We start from the raw sequence: 21,355 nt of genomic DNA, 5'->3' as shown, positions 1-21,355 counted from the left end.
GATTGAAGACCTCATGCTGCGATGCTATAATAACAATATGTTAAGCGCAGAAAAGGGGATGGAAAATGTTAGTTAAGCGGGCTCCTGAAAGAAAAAGGGAGGATCAGCTGAATGTCAATTGGAGTGGTTTTTATAAACATGTTTTCAGCCTGATTATACCAATGGCTCTTCAGAATCTGATCAATGTAGGGGTTACGGCAACAGACGTATTGATGCTGGGACGTGTGGGTGAAAAAGTGCTTTCGGGTTCATCTCTGGCGGGGCAGATTCAGTTTGTGATGACTCTGTTCCTGTTCGGAATTAATTCCGGGGCAACGGTTCTGAACGCACAATACTGGGGGAAGAAAGATACTCGTTCCATCGAGAAGATTATGGGAATGGCAATGAGTGCGGCGATGACTGCCGGAATTATTTTTACGATTGCAGCCGAAGCGTGTCCGGTACAGCTTTTGAAAATCTTCACTACTGATGAAATGGTAATTGCAGAAGGGGTAAAATATCTGAGAATTGTTGCGCTGTCATATGTTTTGATGTGTATCACACAGATATATCTCAATACAATGCGCAGCATCGAGAGGGTATTGATCGCTACGGTTGTGTACGCACTCTCTCTTCTTGTGAACATTGTGTTAAATGCTGTGCTGATTTTTGGTCTGTTTGGATTGCCGTCACTTGGAATCAAAGGAGCGGCGATTGCGACGTTGGTGTCCAGAATACTGGAACTTCTGATTGTCATCTGGTATGCAAAAAACAGGAATAAAGCCGTACATTTCCATGTGCGCGACATGGTAAAGGTTGACAGACTTCTTTTTATAGATTTCCTGACTTATGCAGTACCGGTAATTATCAATGAACTTTTGTGGGGATTAGGAACATCGACCAATACGGCAATTATTGGTCATATGGGCAGCGCAGCAGTAGCTGCAAATTCGGTAGCACAGGTGGCAAGACAACTTGCGCTGGTTGTGTGCTTTGGTGTATCGAACGCGACGGCAATCTATCTTGGAAAAACGATTGGGGAAAAGCAATATGAGCTTGCAAAAGCATACGGAAGAAAGTTTCTGAAACTAAGTATTCTTACCGGACTCGCAGGCGGATGTATGATCTTAATCGCGTCTCCGATTGCAGTCAGATTTATGACATTATCGACAGAAGCGCAGGGATATATGAAATTCATGTTTTTTGTCATGTCCTATTTTTCGCTCTGTATGTCGATCAATACAACGTTGATTGTGGGAGTTCTCAGATCCGGAGGAGATACAAAATACGGACTTGTCGTGGATCTTGGAGGAATGTGGTGTTTTTCGATTATCCTTGGGGCGATTGCAGCATTCAAATTTCAGGCGAGTGTACAGATCGTATATGTCATATTGATGAGTGACGAAGTAATCAAGATACCGATGTCTGTCAGCCGGTTTTTTAGTTATAAGTGGATTAAGAACCTGACCCGAGAGAATGAACATGTGTAGATAAAGATAAAAGATGTTTATCCTGGGTATTGATAAACATTCTCAAAAATTCGATTGAGTAAAAGGTCATTTGCCTTATTCTCTTTTTATGATATAATGAGAAAGGAAAATGTTTTAAGCAATTCTGGAGGTATAAGATGGCAAGAAAACAAACAAAAAAAACTACAACCCCAAAAAGCCCGGTTACAAAGAAAGGTGCTAAGAAGGTTGCAGCAAACACAACCGCGGCTGTTGAAAAAGAGATAATAGCTGAAGCGGCAGAAGAAGTTAAGACAGAAGAAATTAAGGCAGAGGAAATTAAAGCAGAAGAAGTTAAGGCAGAGGAAATTAAAGCAGAAGAAGTTAAGGCAGAGGAAGTTAAGGCAGAGGAAGTTAAAACAGAAGTTGAGAAGCCTGTAATAGAAGCAATTGAAGAGGAAGAAAATGCAGCAGAAGAACTTGCAGCTGAGCCGATATATGAGGAAGCTGCAACACCGAGAAGAAGCATTGCTTTCATAGGTTCTGAATGCTATCCATTCGTAAAAACCGGCGGTTTGGGAGATGTTATGTATGCTCTTCCAAAGGCGCTGGTCAAGCAAAATTGTGATGTGAGAGTCATTCTTCCGCGTTATAAATGCATTCCATGGAAGTATCAGGAGAAGATGATCTACAGAGGTGCTTTTGATATGGATCTGTGTGCAGACGGCAGGTCTTATTATGTAGGAATCATGGAATATATCTGGGACGGTGTTGTATATGATTTTATTGATAATGAGGAATTTTTCAGCAGTGGTAATCCATATACCAATCTGATCGATGATATTCCGAAATATTGCTATTTTGCCAAAGCAGCACTTGCAGCTTTGAATTATATGGACTGGATTCCGGATATTATTCACTGTCATGACTGGCAGGCAGCACTGGTGCCGGTGTATTTGAGGACGCTGTTCGAGAACACAAAGCTGACATCCGCAAAGACAATCTTTACGATCCACAACCTCAGATTCCAGGGAATTTACAATATTCCGACAATTCAGTACTGGTCAGGACTTCCAGATTATGTATTCAATAAAGATGCATTGAAGGTAAGCTACAATGATGCCAATATGTTGAAAGGTGGACTGACATATTCCAATGTCATTACAACCGTCAGTCATACATATGCAGGAGAGATTCAGACGCCGTATTATGGGGAGACTCTGGATGCACACTTAAGATATCATTCCGGCAAACTGAGAGGAATCGTTAACGGTATCGACTATGATATCTGGAATACAGCTACAGATGAAAGATTATATGAGAATTATGATGTAACAGATGTGGTGGATAAAAAGAAAGTGAACAAGCGGAAACTGCAGGAAGAGCTGGGGCTGGTTCAGGATGAGAACAAGTTTGTCATCGGTCTGGTTTCCAGATTGACGAATCAGAAGGGACTGGATCTGGTAAATGCGATTCTTCCGCAGATTATGGACGAGCACACGCAGGTAGTTGTACTGGGTACCGGCGATGATGTCTATGAGAACTCATTCCGCTATTATGAGAATGCATATAAGGGAAATGTATGTTCTAACATTATGTATGATGAGACAAGAGCGCACAAGATCTATGCAGGAGCAGATGCATTCCTGGTACCGTCTCAGTTTGAACCATGCGGACTGACACAGCTGATTGCAATGCATTATGGTACTGTGCCGATTGTTCGTGAGACAGGTGGATTAAAGGATACGGTAGAACCGTATAATGTGTATACGAATGCCGGTAACGGATTTACTTTTGACCGTTACGAACCCGGACTTTTACTGGATGCGATCAACCGGGCAAAAACGGTATACTTCACAGACCGAGTACGTTGGGATGAAATGGTTCGAAGAGATATGGAGAAGAACTTCTCCTGGGAGAATGCTGCAAAACAGTACAAAGATCTGTACCTGGAACTGACCTGGTAAATCAGAGTTAAATGAACCGGGATTAATGTAAAAAAGAAATACGATTCTGAAAATATAACACCCGCAAGAAAAACTGAGGTAAGCGAGCAGTGCCGAAGTTTTCTTGCGGGTGTTATAAGTTTCAAATGCAGTTTATCTTTTTTGCGACTTACTTTACATAGTAAATGTAGTTTTCTTTTCTCGGTTTATCTTCCGGCAATGGTTCTTTGGCATAGCCAAGAATACAGTGGCCGATACCTTCATAATCGCCTTCAACGCCCCATTCTTTCAGAAGTGATTTTCCTTCCTCCGATTCAAACTCTTCTTTTGCACGGTGAATCCAGCAACTTCCGATTCCGAGAGCGTGTGCAGCGTTCATAAGATTTCCTATAACGAGAGAACCATCGTAGAGATAGGTAGGCCGGTTTTTGTCGGCCAGTACAACCAGTACAACCGGAGCCCCGTAGAATGGATCCGTATTCGTACCCATAATAGTGGCGTTCATATGGGAAAGCTTATCACGCGTTTCTTTGTCTGTTACAGCTACAATGACGGGGGATTGCATGCCACGACCAGATGCGGCATAGGTGCCGGCTTTTAAGATCTGTTCCAGATATTCCTCGGGAATCATGTCTGGTTTATAGCTGCGGATACTCCGCCGGGTTATCATAGTTTGAATAGTTTCGTTCATTGAGATTCCTTCTTTCCTGCTGATATTGACTGACGACAGTATAGCATAGATGAAGGGGAAATACAAATTAGATATTTTCCATGCTAAAATGGAATCATTTATTGACTTTTTATATGAAAGATGATACAAATGTACTATGTGAATAACGAGACTTGATAGAGGTGCGGATTTCAAGAGTACTTTTTCTGCAACAGTTTTGGGAAGACTGCAGAAGAAAAAAAGGGGAAGCCGCCGAAGGATTGGCACATCCCATGTGCGGGTTCTGGGACGCAGCAGAAGATACTGCGGACTGTCACAACAGTGGAGCGCTATCAGAGTTGTCATCAGGATACTAACATTTCGATAATTCTGCCATGAGCGCGCCTGTGTGGTGTTGTTCATGGCATGTTTTATTTTTATATTATTATTAGGAAGAGAGAGGATATTTACTATGAGAGGAAAGAAAAAAGCAGTCTGGGGTATACTTGCTTTCATGTGTACTCTGATATTCAGTTGTATGACTGTATTTGCAGCAGATGAAGCTGCTGAATATGTTCCGGGTATGTGGGGATCTTTCTGGGCACTGATACCGCCGATCGTTGCGATTGTGTTGGCATTGATTACAAAAGAAGTGTACAGTTCCCTGTTTATCGGAATCCTGATCGGAGGAATTTTTTACTCCAACTTTTCTTTTGAATTGACGGTGACACATGTATTTCAGGATGGTATTGTAGGGGTTCTGACAGACAGCTATAACATGGGAATACTGGTATTCCTTGTGATCCTGGGCATTATGGTATGCATGATGAATAAAGCCGGTGGTTCCGCGGCGTTCGGACGCTGGGCAAGTGTACATATTAAAAGTCGTGTCGGTGCACAGTTGGCAACTATACTTTTGGGTGTGATGATTTTTATTGATGATTATTTTAACTGTCTGACGGTAGGAAGTGTTATGAGACCGGTGACGGATAAGCATAATGTATCAAGAGCGAAGCTGTCCTATCTAATCGATGCGACGGCTGCTCCGGTGTGTATTATTGCTCCGATTTCTTCCTGGGCGGCAGCGGTAACAGGATTTGTAGAGGGAGAAGATGGATTTTCTATCTTTATCCGTGCGATTCCATATAACTATTATGCAATACTGACGATTGTAATGATGATTACGATCGTAGTCCTGAAGATGGATTATGGTCCGATGAAATTGCATGAGACCAATGCGTTGGCAGGAGACTTATATACAACTCCAGATCGTCCGTATGCTAATGCAGAAGAAGATGTAGATGACAGTAAGGGTGGGGTTATTGATCTGCTCTTCCCGGTAATCGTCCTGATTATTTGCTGTGTAATCGGAATGATCTATACAGGTGGATTCTTCAGTGGCACCGGATTCGTAGAGGCTTTTTCAGGAAGTGATGCTTCTGTCGGACTGATGCTTGGAAGTTTCTTCGCATTTGTAATCACAATTGTGTTCTATGCAGTGCGTAAGGTGCTGAAGTTTTCAGAGTCCATGTCCTGCATCCCGGATGGATTCAAGGCAATGGTACCTGCAATTCTGATTCTTACATTCGCATGGACATTGAAGGCGATGACAGATAGTCTTGGAGCAAAAGAATATGTGGCTGGTGTAGTACAGAATGCAGCCGGAGGATTTATGAGTATTTTGCCGGCAATTATTTTCCTGGTAGGATGTTTCCTTGCATTTGCAACAGGTACTTCATGGGGAACCTTCGGTATCCTGATTCCGATCGTTGTTGCTGTATTCCAGGGAACGAATGAAACGATGATGATCATTTCAATCTCTGCATGTATGGCTGGTGCGGTATGTGGTGACCATTGTTCTCCGATTTCCGATACAACAATCATGGCTTCTGCCGGCGGACAGTGTAATCATGTGAACCATGTTGCAACACAGCTTCCATATGCGATCACTGCGGCGGCAGTTTCCTGTGTTACCTATGTCATTGTGGGATTTGTACAGAATGCGTTTATCTGCCTGCCGATTGGTATTATTCTGATGATTGGCACGTTGCTGGTAATTAAAAAAGTGACTGCAGAGAAATAGCGAACAGAGAGTTATTGAATACATTGAAAGCGACAGCGTATTGCTGTCGCTTTTTGCGTGCAGAATAGGAAGAAAGGTGATATAATAAAATTCAGACCGATTTGCTATGAGAACGTGCGTGGGTGAACCGGAAACGAAAGGAGAAAACAAGAATTTATGAGTGTCAGAGATTTACATGCTTATGAATATTTAATGGAAGAAGAACTTCGGGGAATTAAGGCGATGGGGCGTCTCCTGAAGCATAAAAAAAGCGGGGCAAGAATTCTTTTGATAGAAAATGATGATGAGAATAAGGTGTTCAATATTGGATTTCGGACGCCGCCGGGGGACAGCACGGGAGTGCCGCATATTATGGAGCATTCTGTGTTATGTGGTTCTAAGAATTTCCCGGCGAAGGATCCTTTTGTAGAGCTGGTAAAAGGATCACTGAATACATTTTTGAATGCAATGACATATCCGGATAAGACGGTGTATCCGGTGGCAAGCTGCAATGATAAGGATTTTCAGAATCTGATGCACGTATATATGGATGCGGTATTCTATCCAAATATCTATCGGCATGAGGAGATCTTCCGGCAGGAAGGCTGGAGCTACAAGCTGGATTCTGTGGGGGATCGGCTGGAGTATAACGGAGTTGTGTACAATGAGATGAAAGGCGCATTCTCTTCCCCGGAAGGTGTGCTGGACAGGGTGGTGTTAAATACACTGTTTCCGGATACTTCTTATGCGAATGAGTCCGGAGGAGACCCGGAGGTGATTCCGGAACTTACGTATGAGCAGTTCCTGGATTTTCACAGAAAATATTATCATCCGTCAAACAGTTATATCTATCTGTACGGTAATATGGATATGGAAGAGAAGCTTGACTGGCTGGATCGGGAATATCTGAGCCACTTTGAGTATACGCCGGTGGATTCTGAGGTACGATATCAGCAGCCATTTACCGAAATAGTAGAAAAAGAAATGCCATATTCCATAGCAAGCGATGAATCTGAAGAAGATAATACTTACCTTTCCTACAGTAAGGTAATCGGGACGAGCCTGGATCGTGAACTGTATCTGGCGTTCCAGATTCTGGATTATGCATTATTGTCTGCGCCAGGCGCACCACTGAAAATGGCGTTGACAGAAGCAGGTATCGGCAAAGATATTATGGGATCTTATGATAATGGAATCTATCAGCCGATTTTTTCCGTGATCTCAAAAAATGCAAATCTGGATCAGAAAGAGGCATTTATTGAAACAATTGAAAGTACCCTTCGCGGTATTGTAGAAAATGGAATGGACAAAAAAGCTCTGGAAGCCGGAATCAATTATCATGAATTCCGTTACCGGGAAGCTGATTTTGGAAGCTATCCGAAGGGACTGATGTATGGTCTGCAGATCATGGACAGCTGGCTTTATGATGATAAGAAGCCGTTTATTCATATTGAGGCGCTGGATACATTTGAGTTTCTGAAAAATCAGGTCGATACCGGATATTTTGAAGATCTGATCCAGAGATATCTTCTGGATAACCAGCACGGGGCGATTGTGATTATCAAACCGGAAAAGGGACGTACAGCCAGACTTGACAGAGAACTTGATGAAAATCTGCGGGAATATAAGGAAAGCCTGAGTCTTGAAGAGCAGGAACGTCTGGTAGAACGCACGCATGCTCTGGAAGAGTATCAGTCGACAGAAGACAGTGAGGAAGATCTGGAAAAGATTCCGGTGTTGAAAAGAGAAGATATTTCCCGGGAGATTGAACCGATTATTAATGAGGAGATGCAGATTGCAGGAATTCCGACGGTATTTCATGAGATTGAGACGAATGGGATCGGATACGTAGATATTATGTTTGACATGTCTGGGGTTGAAGAAGAACTATTGCCTTATGTCGGTATTCTTCAGTCAGTTCTTGGGATTATTGATACAAAGCATTATAAATATGGAGAATTATTTAACGAGATCAATGTGCATACAGGCGGCATAGGAACTTCACTGGAACTTTATACAGATGTGACCCGGGTAAGAGAAAAGGAATTTAAGTCTACATTTGAAATTAAAGGAAAAGCGTTGTATGCAAAACTTCCGATTGCCTTAAAAATGATGGGTGAGATTCTGACCGAATCAAAACTGGACGATACCAAACGTCTGAAAGAGATTCTTTCGATGCTGAAATCCAGGCTGTTGATGAAGTTTCAATCAGCAGGACATACAACTGCGGCACTTCGTGCGCTGTCTTATGCGTCTCCGTCTGCCAAGCTGAAAGACATGACTAATGGAATCGAATTCTATGATAAAGTGGCATATATTGAGGAGCACTTTGAAGAAGAAAAGGAAAAGGTTGTGCAGATATTGTCTGATCTGACCAGACGGTTGTTCTGTGCGGAAAATATGATGATCAGTTATACCGCGGCAAGAGAAGGGCTGAATGGAATGGAAAACATGATAGAATCTCTGAAGCGTGGACTATACGGGAAAAAGGAGACAGGTACAACCTGTATTATTCACTGTGAAAAGAAGAATGAAGGATTCAAGACTGCTTCCAAGGTTCAGTATGTCGCAAGAGTCGGAAATTTCATTGATCAGGGAGTTGCTTACAGTGGTGCATTGCAGATACTGAAGGTAATCATGAGTTATGAATATCTGTGGCAGAATATCCGTGTGAAGGGCGGCGCGTATGGGTGTATGAGCAGTTTTAACCGTATTGGTGATGGATATTTTGTATCCTATCGGGATCCAAATCTGAGAAGAACGGTGGAAGTATATGAAGGTGTCGTAGAATATCTTGAAAACTTTACGGTAAGTGAACGTGATATGACGAAGTATATCATCGGAACGATGAGCAATATAGATCAGCCGATGACGCCTTCTGCCAAAGGCGACCGTTCTATGAATCTGTATATGAATAAAGTGGATGAAGACATGATACGGAAAGAACGAATGGAGATTCTCGAAGCCGGTCAGGATGATATCCGCAGACTTGCCAAAGTTGCACAGGCAGTACTGAAGGCCGATCAGATCTGTGTGATCGGTAGTGAGGAAAAGATAGAAGAAGACAAAGACCTGTTTATGAAAGTGACGGGTTTTTAAAAGGAGACGATATGAAAAAGGATTTTAAATCGGGATTTGTGACATTGATCGGGCGGCCGAATGTAGGAAAATCTACGCTGATGAATCAGCTGATCGGACAGAAGATTGCAATTACATCGAATAAACCACAAACAACGCGCAACCGTATTCAGACGGTACTTACGACAGAAGAAGGGCAGATCGTGTTTGTGGATACACCGGGAATCCACAAGGCAAAGAACAAACTGGGCAAATATATGGTAAATGTTGCAGAACGTACATTGAATGAAGTAGATGTGATTCTGTGGCTTGTGGAACCGACGACGTACATCGGTGCAGGCGAGCAGCATATTGTCAGTCAGCTGAAAAAAACAAATACTCCGGTCATCTTGGTCATCAATAAGATTGACAGTGTGAAAAAAGAGGAGATCCTGACTTCGATTGCAGCTTATAAGGATATCTATGATTTTGCGGAGATTGTTCCGGTATCTGCAAGGAACGGAGATAATACAGGGGAACTTGTGGAGGTGATCATGAAATATCTGCCATATGGTCCGCAGTTTTATGATGAGGATACCGTGACAGATCAGCCGGAACGCCAGATTGTTGCAGAGTTGATCCGGGAAAAAGCACTTCATTGTCTGCAGGATGAGATTCCGCATGGAATTGCTGTGGCAATTGACAGCATGAAGATGAGAAATAAGGTGATGCACATTGATGCCACTATTATCTGTGAAAGAGATTCGCACAAGGGGATCATTATTGGAAAACAAGGAAATATGTTGAAAAAAATCGGCAGTACGGCACGGTATGAAATTGAAAGAATGCTGGACTGTAAGGTAAATCTCAAGCTGTGGGTCAAGGTGAAAAAAGACTGGAGAGACAGTGAATTCCTGATGAAAAATTTTGGATATCGGGAAGATGAATAAAATATAACTTCTATGGGAGAACCTATTCTTAAAGGCGAAGGATGAGGTGATTCAAATGGAAGAATACTGGGACCGTTTTGCAAAAACGGGGAGGATAATGGATTATCTGAATTATAAAGGAATCGCAGTCTGCATGCGGTGGGATTCTCTGGAAAAAGAAGACTCAGATCAGGATTCCGACGCTGCAGACTGTGATGAAGGAGAGGCAATTGGTGAATCAGATTACACTGACCGGCATGGTGCTTGCGGCGGCACCAGTTGGTGAATATGACAGAAGAGTGGTGATTCTGACCAGAGAAAGAGGAAAGATCTCTGCATTTGCCAGAGGGGCAAGGAGAACAAGCAGTGCGCTTCTGGGGATGACGAGTCCTTTTTCGTTTGGAGAATTTACAGTATATGAGGGGCGGACATCCTATACTTTGGTGTCGGCCTCTATTTCCAATTATTTTCAGGAACTTCGTGCAGATGTGGAAGGAGCTTATTACGGGTTTTATTTTCTGGAACTTGCGGATTATTATGCAAGAGAGGCCAATGATGAGACAGAATTATTGAAATTGCTGTATCAGACGCTCCGCGCTCTGACCAATCCGAATATTCCGGATAAACTGATTCGCTATATATATGAACTAAAAGCGGTTGCTGTAAACGGTGAGGGCCCGCAGGTGTTTGAATGCCTGACCTGTGGGGATCAAAGCAGAGAAAAGGTATTCAGTGTCAGGAGAGGCGGATGGATATGTTCGGAATGCAAAAAGTATATTTCGGATGGAATGTCGCTTCTTCCATCTACGTGGTATACGCTTCAATATATTCTCAGTGTTCCGATAGAAAAGCTTTATACATTCGTGGTTAAAGAAGAGGTTCTGGAAGAAATTTCAAGGGTTATGAAAGCATATATGGAGACTTATACGGGAAAAACCTTCAAGGCTCTGAAAATACTGGAGACGATTGTAGAATAGTGCTTGAAAATGACAGGCTGAGACGGTATAATGGTTTTAATTATCAAAAATCAGAAGGGAATGATGAGATATGGTAGAGAAGACTATGGAAAAAATTGTAGCATTGGCGAAATCGAGAGGGTTCGTATATCCGGGGTCTGAGATTTACGGCGGGCTTGCTAATACATGGGACTACGGAAATCTGGGTGTAGAGCTGAAGAACAATGTGAAAAAGGCCTGGTGGCAGAAATTTGTGCAGGAGAATCCTTATAATGTAGGTGTGGACTGTGCGATCCTGATGAACCCGCAGACCTGGATTGCCAGCGGTCATCTGGGAGGATTCAGTGATCCTTTGATGGATTGTAAGGAGTGCCATGAGCGTTTTCGTGCAGATAAGATGATTGAAGACTATGCACATGAGCATGGAATTGATATCGGGGACAGCATTGACGGATGGAGTCATGAGCAGATGGAAGCATTTGTAAGAGACCATGAGATTCCATGTCCGACATGCGGAAAGCATAATTTTACAGAGATCCGTGAATTTAATCTGATGTTTAAGACATTCCAGGGAGTTACGGAAGATGCTAAGAATACAGTATATTTGAGACCGGAAACGGCACAGGGTATTTTCGTAAACTTTAAAAATGTACAGCGTACATCCAGAAAGAAGATTCCGTTTGGTATCTGTCAGATCGGTAAATCTTTCCGTAATGAGATTACTCCGGGTAACTTTACATTCCGGACCAGAGAGTTTGAACAGATGGAATTAGAGTTCTTTTGTGAGCCTGGAACGGATCTGGAGTGGCATGCATACTGGAAGAAGTATTGTCTTGACTGGCTTAAGTCACTTGGAATTAAAGATGAAGAACTTCGTCCGCGTGATCATTCACCGGAAGAACTCTGCTTCTACAGCCGCGCAACGACAGACGTAGAATTCCTGTTCCCGTTTGGATGGGGAGAACTTTGGGGAATTGCTGACAGAACAGATTACGATCTTACGCAGCATCAGAATGTGTCCAAGCAGGATATGACTTACTTTGATGACGCAAAGAATGAAAAATATATCCCATATGTTATTGAACCTTCATTGGGAGCTGACCGTATGGTACTTGCGTTCCTTTGCAGTGCATATGATGAAGAGGAACTGGAAGGCGGCGATGTGAGAACTGTTCTTCATTTCCATCCGGCACTTGCACCAATTAAGATTGGTGTGCTTCCGCTGTCTAAGAAGTTGAATGAAGGCGCTGAGAAGGTATATACTCAGCTTTGCAAAAAGTATAACTGTGAATACGATGACCGTGGAAATATCGGAAAACGTTATCGCCGTCAGGATGAGATTGGTACTCCGTTCTGTGTGACTTATGATTTTGAGTCAGAGACGGATGGAGCAGTAACTGTTCGTGACAGAGATACTATGGAGCAGGAAAGAATTAAGATTGAAGATCTGGACGCTTACTTTGCAAAGAAGTTTGAGTGGTAAGAAAAGGGTAGATATAAAAATCCAGGATCGGAATTATCCGGATCCTGGATTTTTTTGTCCTGACGGATGTACCGTCAGGACAAAACGCTTTATATATGATTATGTAATAATTATTCTGCACTTTCAGTTGCTTTGTTTGCGTAGTATTCAGGATGCAGTCTTCTGTCTCTGAATTCGGCAGCTGCTGTAAAGAGAACGTCGGTAGAGGAGTTCAGACCTGTCTCGCAGGAATCCTGAATGACACCAATGATGAAACCAACACCAACAACCTGCATGGCAATCTCAGATGGGATTCCAAATAAGCCACATGCCATAGGGATCAGGAGCAGAGAACCGCCGGCAACACCGGAAGCACCGGCTGCACTGAGTGCTGCGAGTACGCAGAGGATGATAGCGGTACCAAAGTCTACACTGATACCAACGGTATGAGCAGCGGATAAAGCCATGACGGAGATCGTGATAGCCGCACCGGCCATGTTGATGGTAGCACCAAGTGGAATCGAGATGGAGTACTGTTCTTCGTCTAATCCCAGTTCCTCGCAAAGTTCCATATTAACAGGAATATTAGCTGCAGAACTACGTGTAAAGAATGCGGTGATAAAGCTCTTGGTCAGACACTTGAATACCAGTGGATATGGATTCTTTCTGATGCAGAGGAATACGATGATCGGATTCATAACCAATGCAACGAATGCCATACTGCCGACCAGTACAAGGATCAGTCTTCCATAAGATAACAGAGCACTGAGACCGGATGCAGAGATAACATTGAAGATCAATCCCATGATACCAAATGGAGCAAAACTGATTACCCATTTAACGGCTGTGGAGATGGCTCCTGCAAAGTCATCAAGCATTTTCTTGGTGTTGTCAGAAGCGCACTTCAAAGCAATACCGAAGATACATGCCCATGCAAGGATACCAATGTAGTTCGCATTTACGATGGAAGCAACCGGGTTAGAAACAACGTTCATCAATAAGTTCTTTAATACTTCTCCTACACCGCTCGGAGGAGCAAGTTCTTCGCCTGCTGCTTCTGCCAATGTAAGAGTTACCGGGAACAGCTTACATGCAGCTACGGATACGAGTGCTGAGAATAAGTTGCCTACCATGTAGAGCATAACGATGAAGCCCATGTTTGTTTTCTGACCTTCTCCCATGTGTGCGAGTGCGCTCATTACAAGGAAGAATACCAGAAGTGGGGCGATAGCCTTTAATGCGCCAACAAAAAGATCCCCAAGAATAGCGATTACAGTCACTTTTGGAATGGTCAGTCCAAGAATAATACCAATAATAAGACCACAGATGATCCTCAAAACAAGACTGATGCTGTTCCATTTTTGAATTACATTTTTCATGTTGTGTTTTTGCAGATTGCATACCTGAAACCATACCCCGAAGCAGGTGCGATATCTGCTTTTACCTCTCTTTCTCTTTTTTTTGATTGACTTCCCCTTGTCAGTATCAACATATTACAAAACGAAATGCTGAAAATATTGTTCGTTTTGCCGGAAATGTTGATGAAGACAAAAAAATTATACAAAATAAAATTACGTTTGTAAATAGACAATAGTAAAAATGGCATAAAAATAAGAAAAAACAATGTGAAATAATTGTCAAAAAACACAAAAATATTAGAAATACAGGTTGTGTATATTGTCTAAGAATGCTATAATTACAGCGTTAAGTGAGAAAATGCTGTCTGGGGAGACGGCTGAAACGGGAGGTTGATTAAAATGAGCGAAAAAAATGATGGATTGATGTGGGCACTGGTGAAGGAAAAACCAGAAGAGGGGCTGTGGATGAAAAGAGTTCCGATTCCGGAAGTGGGACCGAATGATGTAAAGATCAAGATCCATAAGACCGCTATCTGTGGAACGGACGTTCATATCTACCAGTGGAATGACTGGGCGCAACATACGATTCCGGTCGGACTTACTGCAGGACATGAGTATGTAGGAGAAGTCTGTGAGGTTGGAGAGGGTGTAAAAGGATTCAAGATCGGCGATCTGGTATCCGGTGAAGGCCACATTACCTGCGGAAAATGCAGAAACTGTCTGGAAGGCCATAAAGAGAACTGCAAAGATGCAAAGGGTGTTGGTGTGAACAGAAACGGAGCATTTGCAGAATATCTTGTAATTCCGTCTTCTAACGTATGGCCATGTAATCCGAATATTCCGGAAGAAATGTATGCAATCTTTGATCCATTTGGAAATGCGACTCACACAGCACTTTCTTATGATATGCTTGGGGAAGATGTGCTGATCGCAGGAGCCGGCCCGATCGGATGTATGGCAGCGGCAATTGCAAAGTTTTCCGGCGCAAGACATGTGGTTGTAACGGATCTGAATCCATATCGTCTTGATCTTGCAAAGAAGCTTGGCGCAACAAGAGTTGTGAACCTGAAAGATGAAAATCTGAAAGATGTAATGAAGGATATCGGCATGACAGAAGGCTTTGATGTGGGTCTTGAGATGTCCGGATCACAGATTGCACTTCATGATATGATCCATAACATGAAGCACGGTGGAAATATTGCGCTTCTCGGACTTCAGAGAACAGATGCAAAGGTTGATCTTGAGACGGTTATATTCAATGGACTCAATCTGCGTGGTATCTATGGAAGAAAGGTATGGGATACCTGGTATAAGATGTCAACAATGATTCAGGCAGGACTTGATATTTCTCCGATCATTACACACCATTTTGATATCAAAGATTACGAAAAAGGTTTTGAGGCAATGATTTCCGGACAGTCAGGAAAGGTAATTCTGGACTGGGCACATGTAAATGATTAAACACTGAATGTTGAAAGAAGGATGAAGACAATGGCACGTAAAAATGATATTTTAAGTATCTATACAAAAGAAGTAGAAGGCATTAAAGAAGCAGGCTTGTTCAAAGGGGAAGCACCATTCGTATCTCCGCAGGGCGCAAGAGTGAAGATGGAAGACGGAAGAGAACTTCTGTGCATGTGTGCGAACAACTATCTTGGACTTGGAGACAGCCCGCGTCTGATCGAAGCTGCGAAAAAGACCTATGATGAGAAGGGATATGGAGTTGCGTCTGTACGTTTTATCTGCGGAACTCAGGATATTCACAAAAAACTTGAGAAGAAAATCTCTGATTTCCTTGGAACGGATGATACGATTCTCTATTCTTCCTGTTTTGATGCGAATGGTGGTCTGTTTGAGACAATCCTGACAGCAGATGATGCTGTTATCAGTGACGAACTGAACCATGCATCTATTATTGACGGTGTACGTCTGTGTAAAGCAAAACGTTTCCGTTATAAGAATAATAACATGGAAGATCTGGAAGAAAAGTTAAAAGAAGCAGATGAAGCAGGTGCAAGAATTAAGCTGATTGCTACAGACGGTGTGTTTTCCATGGATGGAATCATCTGTAATCTGAAAGGTGTCTGTGACCTTGCTGATAAATACAATGCGCTGGTTATGGTAGATGACAGTCATGCGGTTGGATTTGTTGGAAAGACCGGACGTGGAACTGCAGAATACTGTGGTGTAGAGGGACGTGTTGATATTATTACAGGAACTCTCGGAAAAGCACTTGGCGGAGCTTCCGGCGGATATACTTCCGGAAGAAAAGAGATCATTGATCTGCTTCGTCAGAGAAGCCGTCCATACCTGTTCTCCAACTCACTGGCTCCGGCAATTGCAGGTGCAAGTCTGGAACTGTTTAATATGCTGGAAGAAAGTACAGAGCTTCGCGATCATCTGGAAGATGTTACAGCATACTATCGTAAAAAATTGGTTGACAATGGATTTGATATTATTCCGGGAACACATCCGTGTGTGCCGGTTATGCTGTACGACGAGAAGACGGCGGCAGAATTTGCAAAACATATGATGGAAAAAGGTGTATATGTAGTTGCGTTCTCTTATCCGGTAGTTCCGAAGGGAAAAGCAAGAATCCGTACACAGGTATGTGCAAGTCATACAAAAGAGGATATTGATTTCATTGTTAAATGTTTCATTGAAGTAAGAGAAGAAATGGGACTGAAATAGTACAGGAAATATATAAAATTTAAATGGCGAAGCAGCATGCGGCATTTTTTCTAAAGTGTTGCATGCTGTTTCTGGGATTTGTGTATATAATATATATACGAATCCTAAAGAGGTGTGAAAGGAGAATTGGGATTATGGAAAGTAATAATGTATGGAAAACATACAGTGAGGAACAGCAGAAAGAGCTGAATCAGATCAATGAAAAGTATAAAGCATGCCTGGATGAGGGAAAGACAGAGCGTGAATGTGTGGATCTGGCTGTTTGCGAGATCGAAGCGAAAGGGTATCGCAATCTGAAGGAAGTAAAAGAACCCCTTCAGCCAGGGGATAAGGTATATGCGGTGTGCATGGGAAAGAGTATTGCGATGTTCCAGATTGGAAGGCAGCCACTGGAAAATGGATTGAATATTCTTGGAGCACACATTGATTCTCCGAGAATAGATGTAAAACAGAATCCGTTATATGAAAGTGAAGAACTGGCATATCTTGATACTCATTATTACGGAGGAATCAAAAAATATCAGTGGGTGACAATTCCTCTGGCGTTGCATGGTGTGGTTGCTAAAAAAGACGGAACTGTTGAAAAAGTAAGCATTGGTGAAAAAGAAGATGATCCGGTGTTTGTTGTGACAGACCTTCTGGTACATCTGGCTGCTCAGCAGATGGAGAAAAAAGCCGGGGCAGTGATCGAAGGAGAAAAGTTGGATCTTCTGTTTGGAAGTCGTCCGGTTGAAGATGATGAGACGCTAGACGAGAAAGAAAAAGAAACAGTTAAGGCAAATGTGATGCGCATCCTTAATGAGTATTATGGAATGGAGGAAGAAGATTTTCTGTCTGCAGAACTGGAGATCGTGCCTGCCGGCAGAGCAAGGGACTGCGGAATCGACAGAAGTATGGTACTGGCATATGGACAAGATGACCGTGTCTGTGCATTCACATCCCTTTTTGCCATGATGGATGTAGAAGATGTGGATAGAACTTCCTGCTGTATTCTGGTAGACAAAGAGGAAATCGGAAGTGTTGGTGCGACAGGTATGCATTCCCGATTCTTTGAAAATGTGATCGCGGAACTGGTAGCTCTTACAGGCGAAGAATCTGAATTAAAGGTTCGTCGTGCGCTTCAGAATTCAAGGATGCTCTCTTCTGATGTCAGTGCTGCTTATGACCCGATGTTCCCGGAAGCATTTGAAAAGAGAAGCACGGCATTTTTCGGAAAAGGGCTGGTATTCAATAAGTTTACCGGAAGTCGTGGAAAGAACGGATCCAATGATGCCAATGCAGAATATCTTGCAAAAATCCGCAGAGCAATGGAAGCGGAAGGTATTGCATATCAGTTTGCAGAGCTTGGAAAGGTTGATGTCGGCGGAGGCGGAACGATTGCTTATATCATGGCCAATTATGGCATGGAAGTGATTGACAGCGGAGTGGCTGTTATGAGCATGCATGCGCCGTGGGAAGTCACCAGTAAAGCTGATATCTATGAAGCATATAAAGGATATAAGGCGTTTTTGCGTAATATATAATGTGGTTGTGTTTGCAGGAAGTGTGCCGGCATAAGCGAGAGCTTGGCCGGCACACTTCCTGTCAGTGAAAATATCCTTGTCAGCATTGTGCAAAATGCCTAGAAATGCTGGAAAATTTAGGCGAAAAGTTCAGACGCAACTATTGACGAATACTGGCAAAACCAGTAAAATATTATGTGCGACTTAGAAAATTTTGTTTTAGGAGGTCATGACAAAATGGCAAAATGGGTTTATATGTTTACAGAAGGTAACGCAACCATGAGAAACCTGCTTGGTGGAAAAGGTGCGAACCTCGCTGAGATGACAAGCTTAGGTCTTCCGGTACCACAGGGCTTCACGATCACAACAGAAGCTTGTACACAGTACTACGAAGACGGAAGAACAATCAATGACGAGATCATGGGACAGATTATGGAAGCCATTGACAAGATGGAAGAGATTACAGGTAAGAAGTTTGGTGACAATGAGAACCCGCTTCTCGTATCTGTACGTTCCGGTGCAAGAGCTTCTATGCCTGGTATGATGGATACAATCCTGAACCTGGGACTTAACGAGACTGTTGTTAATGTTATTGCTGAAAAATCCGGCAATCCACGTTGGGCTTGGGACTGCTACAGAAGATTCATCCAGATGTATTCTGACGTAGTTATGGAAGTTGGTAAGAAATACTTCGAGGAACTGATCGACAAGATGAAAGCTGAAAGAGGCGTTACATTTGACGTTGAACTGACAGCTGATGACCTGAAAGAGCTGGCTTCTCAGTTTAAAGCTGAATATAAAGAAAAAATTGGTGCAGACTTCCCGGATGATCCGAAGGAACAGTTAATGGGAGCAGTAAAAGCTGTATTCCGTTCATGGGATAACCCACGTGCCAATGTATATCGTCGTGACAATGATATTCCATATTCCTGGGGAACTGCTGTTAACGTACAGTCTATGGCTTTTGGTAATATGGGTGATGACTGTGGTACAGGTGTTGCATTTACACGTGATCCTGCTACAGGAGAAAAGAAACTGATGGGTGAATTCCTGATCAATGCTCAGGGTGAAGACGTAGTTGCCGGTGTTCGTACTCCAATGCCGATCGCTAAGATGGAAGAAGAATTCCCGGAAGCATTTGCTCAGTTTACACAGGTTTGCAAGACTCTGGAAGATCACTACAGAGATATGCAGGATATGGAGTTCACTGTTGAGAATAAGAAACTTTACATGCTGCAGACACGTAATGGTAAGAGAACAGCTCAGGCTGCTCTGAAGATTGCATGTGACCTTGTTGATGAAGGCATGAGAACAGAGGAAGAAGCTGTTGCAATGATCGATCCACGTAACCTGGACACACTGCTTCATCCACAGTTTGACGCTGCTGCATTGAAAGCTGCTACACCAATGGGCAAAGGTCTTGGAGCATCTCCGGGAGCTGCTTGTGGTAAGATCGTATTTACGGCAGATGACGCTGTAGAGTGGGCTGCAAGAGGAGAAAAGGTTGTTCTGGTTCGTCTTGAGACGTCTCCGGAAGATATCACAGGTATGAAGTCTGCTCAGGGTATCCTGACAGTTCGTGGTGGTATGACATCTCACGCTGCCGTTGTTGCTCGTGGTATGGGTACATGCTGTGTATCCGGATGCGGCGACATCGCTATGGACGAAGAAAATAAGAAGTTTACATTAGCAGGAAAAGAATTCCATGAAGGAGATGCAATCTCTATCGATGGTACAACAGGTAACATCTACGATGGAATCATTCCTACTGTTGATGCTACAATCGCCGGTGAATTCGGAAGAATCATGGCATGGGCTGACAAATACAGAACTATGAAGGTTCGTACAAATGCTGATACACCTGCAGATGCTAAGAAGGCTCGTGAGCTTGGTGCAGAAGGTATCGGACTTTGCCGTACAGAGCACATGTTCTTCGAGGAAGACAGAATTGCTGCATTCCGTGAAATGATCTGTGCAGATACAGTAGAAGAAAGAGAAGCAGCTCTTGAGAAGATCCTTCCATATCAGCAGGGCGACTTCGAAGCATTATACGAGGCTCTGGAAGGTAACCCGGTTACAATCCGTTTCCTTGACCCACCGCTTCATGAGTTCGTTCCTACAGAGGAAGATGACATTAAGAAACTTGCAGATGCTCAGGGCAAATCTGTAGAAGAGATTAAGACAATCATCGATGGACTTCACGAGTTCAACCCAATGATGGGACATCGTGGATGCCGTCTTGCAGTTACTTATCCGGAAATCGCTAAGATGCAGACAAAGGCAGTTATCCGTGCAGCTATCAATGTACAGAAAGCACACGCTGACTGGACAATAAAACCGGAGATCATGATTCCATTGGTTGGAGATATCAAAGAGTTAAAATATGTTAAGAAGACAGTTGTTGAGACCGCAGATGCTGAGATCGCAGCAGCTGGAAGTGATCTGAAGTATGAAGTTGGTACTATGATTGAGATCCCAAGAGCAGCTCTTACTGCTGATGAGATCGCAAAAGAAGCTGATTTCTTCTGCTTCGGTACAAACGACTTAACACAGATGACATACGGATTCTCTCGTGACGATGCTGGTAAGTTCCTGGATGCTTACTATGATGCTAAGATCTTTGAGAACGATCCATTTGCTAAGCTTGACCAGACAGGTGTTGGTAAATTAATGGAAATGGCTATCTCTTTAGGAAAGCCGGTTAATCCAAGCCTTCATATCGGTATCTGTGGAGAGCACGGTGGAGATCCATCTTCTGTAGAATTCTGCAACAAGATCGGTCTTGACTATGTATCCTGCTCACCATTCCGTGTACCAATCGCAAGACTGGCAGCAGCACAGGCTGCTATCGCTCAGAAGTAATACACCGCTGGTGATAGGTATCTGAAATTAATTAGCTTATAAAGAAACTCCCATTGCATTTATTGTGCGATGGGAGTTTTTTTGCTATGTATATCAAGAATTTGATAAAGAAACTGGTGTAAATTATGTGTTTCTTGGATACTAAACTTATTCCAAAAGCATCTTTTTTGCGCTTTTAATTTGTAGAGGTACAGGTTGTCATGACCTTTTTTGTCACAATTCAGGTAAAACGCATATGATTGGCGTAGAATGTGGTATTATTAGAGTAAGGTATATGAGAGATTGAAAAAATTTAGCTGAAAAGGAAAAAGTGTTGTCGGAATTATTAGGTGGAAAGGGAAAGAATCTTTGGATTACCGCTCCTTTTTTTGTGGATTACGTAACAATATTTATTTTGGAAACAATTGTGAGGTAAATATGAGCTGCACTTTTTATTAATCATAAAAGGGATACT

At 42.8% G+C, this 21,355-nt stretch carries 14 protein-coding genes, 1 pseudogene and 1 riboswitch; of the genes and pseudogenes, 13 read left to right on the top strand and 2 right to left on the bottom strand.

Annotation, left to right across the window (positions count from 1 at the left end):
* Positions 1-65 precede the first annotated feature (65 nt).
* Positions 66-1,469: an MATE family efflux transporter gene (locus JQM82_RS04885; protein ID WP_235248922.1), complete on the top strand. Its 1,404-nt coding sequence runs from the start codon at positions 66-68 to the stop codon at positions 1,467-1,469.
* 137 nt (positions 1,470-1,606) lie between these two features.
* Positions 1,607-3,394, top strand: a complete 1,788-nt coding sequence (locus JQM82_RS04880; RefSeq protein WP_235248921.1) for a glycogen synthase — start codon at positions 1,607-1,609, stop codon at positions 3,392-3,394.
* A 148-nt stretch (positions 3,395-3,542) separates the two neighbouring features.
* Here the strand turns inward: JQM82_RS04880 and JQM82_RS04875 are convergent, their stop codons facing one another.
* Positions 3,543-4,064, bottom strand: coding sequence for a nitroreductase (locus tag JQM82_RS04875; protein WP_235248920.1), 522 nt, complete (start codon positions 4,062-4,064; stop codon positions 3,543-3,545).
* 148 nt (positions 4,065-4,212) lie between these two features.
* A riboswitch (Lysine riboswitch) is annotated at positions 4,213-4,383 on the top strand.
* A gap of 111 nt (positions 4,384-4,494) precedes the next feature.
* Here JQM82_RS04875 and JQM82_RS04870 point away from each other — a divergent pair.
* The 6 genes from JQM82_RS04870 to JQM82_RS04845 all read left to right on the top strand — a co-directional run bounded on the left by JQM82_RS04870 (position 4,495) and on the right by JQM82_RS04845 (position 12,509).
* Complete coding sequence (locus JQM82_RS04870; RefSeq protein WP_235248918.1) at positions 4,495-6,105, top strand: Na+/H+ antiporter NhaC family protein; 1,611 nt, start codon at positions 4,495-4,497, stop codon at positions 6,103-6,105.
* 156 nt (positions 6,106-6,261) lie between these two features.
* Entirely contained in the window at positions 6,262-9,183 is a 2,922-nt protein-coding gene (locus JQM82_RS04865; protein ID WP_235248917.1) for an insulinase family protein, read from the top strand.
* Positions 9,184-9,194: 11 nt separating this feature from the next.
* Positions 9,195-10,091 carry a GTPase Era gene (era, locus tag JQM82_RS04860; protein WP_235248916.1) on the top strand — a complete coding sequence of 299 codons (897 nt, stop codon included), beginning with the start codon at positions 9,195-9,197 and terminating at the stop codon, positions 10,089-10,091.
* A 55-nt stretch (positions 10,092-10,146) separates the two neighbouring features.
* On the top strand, positions 10,147-10,356 hold the full coding sequence (locus JQM82_RS04855; RefSeq protein WP_235248915.1) for a hypothetical protein: 210 nt from the start codon (positions 10,147-10,149) through the stop codon (positions 10,354-10,356).
* Positions 10,304-11,047, top strand: coding sequence for a DNA repair protein RecO (gene recO, locus JQM82_RS04850; protein ID WP_235248914.1), 744 nt, complete (start codon positions 10,304-10,306; stop codon positions 11,045-11,047). The genes JQM82_RS04855 and recO overlap by 53 nt, the downstream gene beginning before the upstream one ends.
* Before the next feature lie 70 nt (positions 11,048-11,117).
* Positions 11,118-12,509 (top strand): glycine--tRNA ligase, encoded by a 1,392-nt coding sequence (locus tag JQM82_RS04845; protein ID WP_235248913.1) that lies wholly within the window; start codon positions 11,118-11,120, stop codon positions 12,507-12,509.
* Positions 12,510-12,619: 110 nt separating this feature from the next.
* On the opposite strand, the gene sstT is transcribed toward JQM82_RS04845, so the two are convergent.
* Positions 12,620-13,867, bottom strand: a complete 1,248-nt coding sequence (gene sstT, locus JQM82_RS04840) for a serine/threonine transporter SstT (RefSeq protein ID WP_235248912.1) — start codon at positions 13,865-13,867, stop codon at positions 12,620-12,622.
* A 378-nt stretch (positions 13,868-14,245) separates the two neighbouring features.
* On the opposite strand from sstT, the gene tdh reads away from it, so the two are divergent.
* The 5 genes and pseudogenes from tdh to JQM82_RS16605 form a co-directional block, all read left to right on the top strand.
* Positions 14,246-15,307, top strand: a complete 1,062-nt coding sequence (gene tdh / locus JQM82_RS04835) for an L-threonine 3-dehydrogenase (protein WP_235248910.1) — start codon at positions 14,246-14,248, stop codon at positions 15,305-15,307.
* A gap of 30 nt (positions 15,308-15,337) precedes the next feature.
* Positions 15,338-16,537, top strand: coding sequence for a glycine C-acetyltransferase (locus JQM82_RS04830; RefSeq protein ID WP_235248909.1), 1,200 nt, complete (start codon positions 15,338-15,340; stop codon positions 16,535-16,537).
* A gap of 134 nt (positions 16,538-16,671) precedes the next feature.
* Positions 16,672-18,060 (top strand): aminopeptidase, encoded by a 1,389-nt coding sequence (locus JQM82_RS04825; RefSeq protein ID WP_235248908.1) that lies wholly within the window; start codon positions 16,672-16,674, stop codon positions 18,058-18,060.
* Positions 18,061-18,276: 216 nt separating this feature from the next.
* On the top strand, positions 18,277-20,901 hold the full coding sequence (gene ppdK / locus JQM82_RS04820; RefSeq protein ID WP_235248907.1) for a pyruvate, phosphate dikinase: 2,625 nt from the start codon (positions 18,277-18,279) through the stop codon (positions 20,899-20,901).
* 289 nt (positions 20,902-21,190) lie between these two features.
* A pseudogene (locus JQM82_RS16605) lies at positions 21,191-21,333 on the top strand (sugar O-acetyltransferase); the annotation flags it as partial.
* Between the last annotated feature and the right edge of the window lie 22 nt (positions 21,334-21,355).

Source organism: Faecalicatena contorta, from assembly GCF_021531995.1.
GTDB lineage: Bacteria > Bacillota > Clostridia > Lachnospirales > Lachnospiraceae > Dorea_A > Dorea_A contorta_A.
This window is presented reverse-complemented; position numbering and strand designations above follow the sequence as displayed.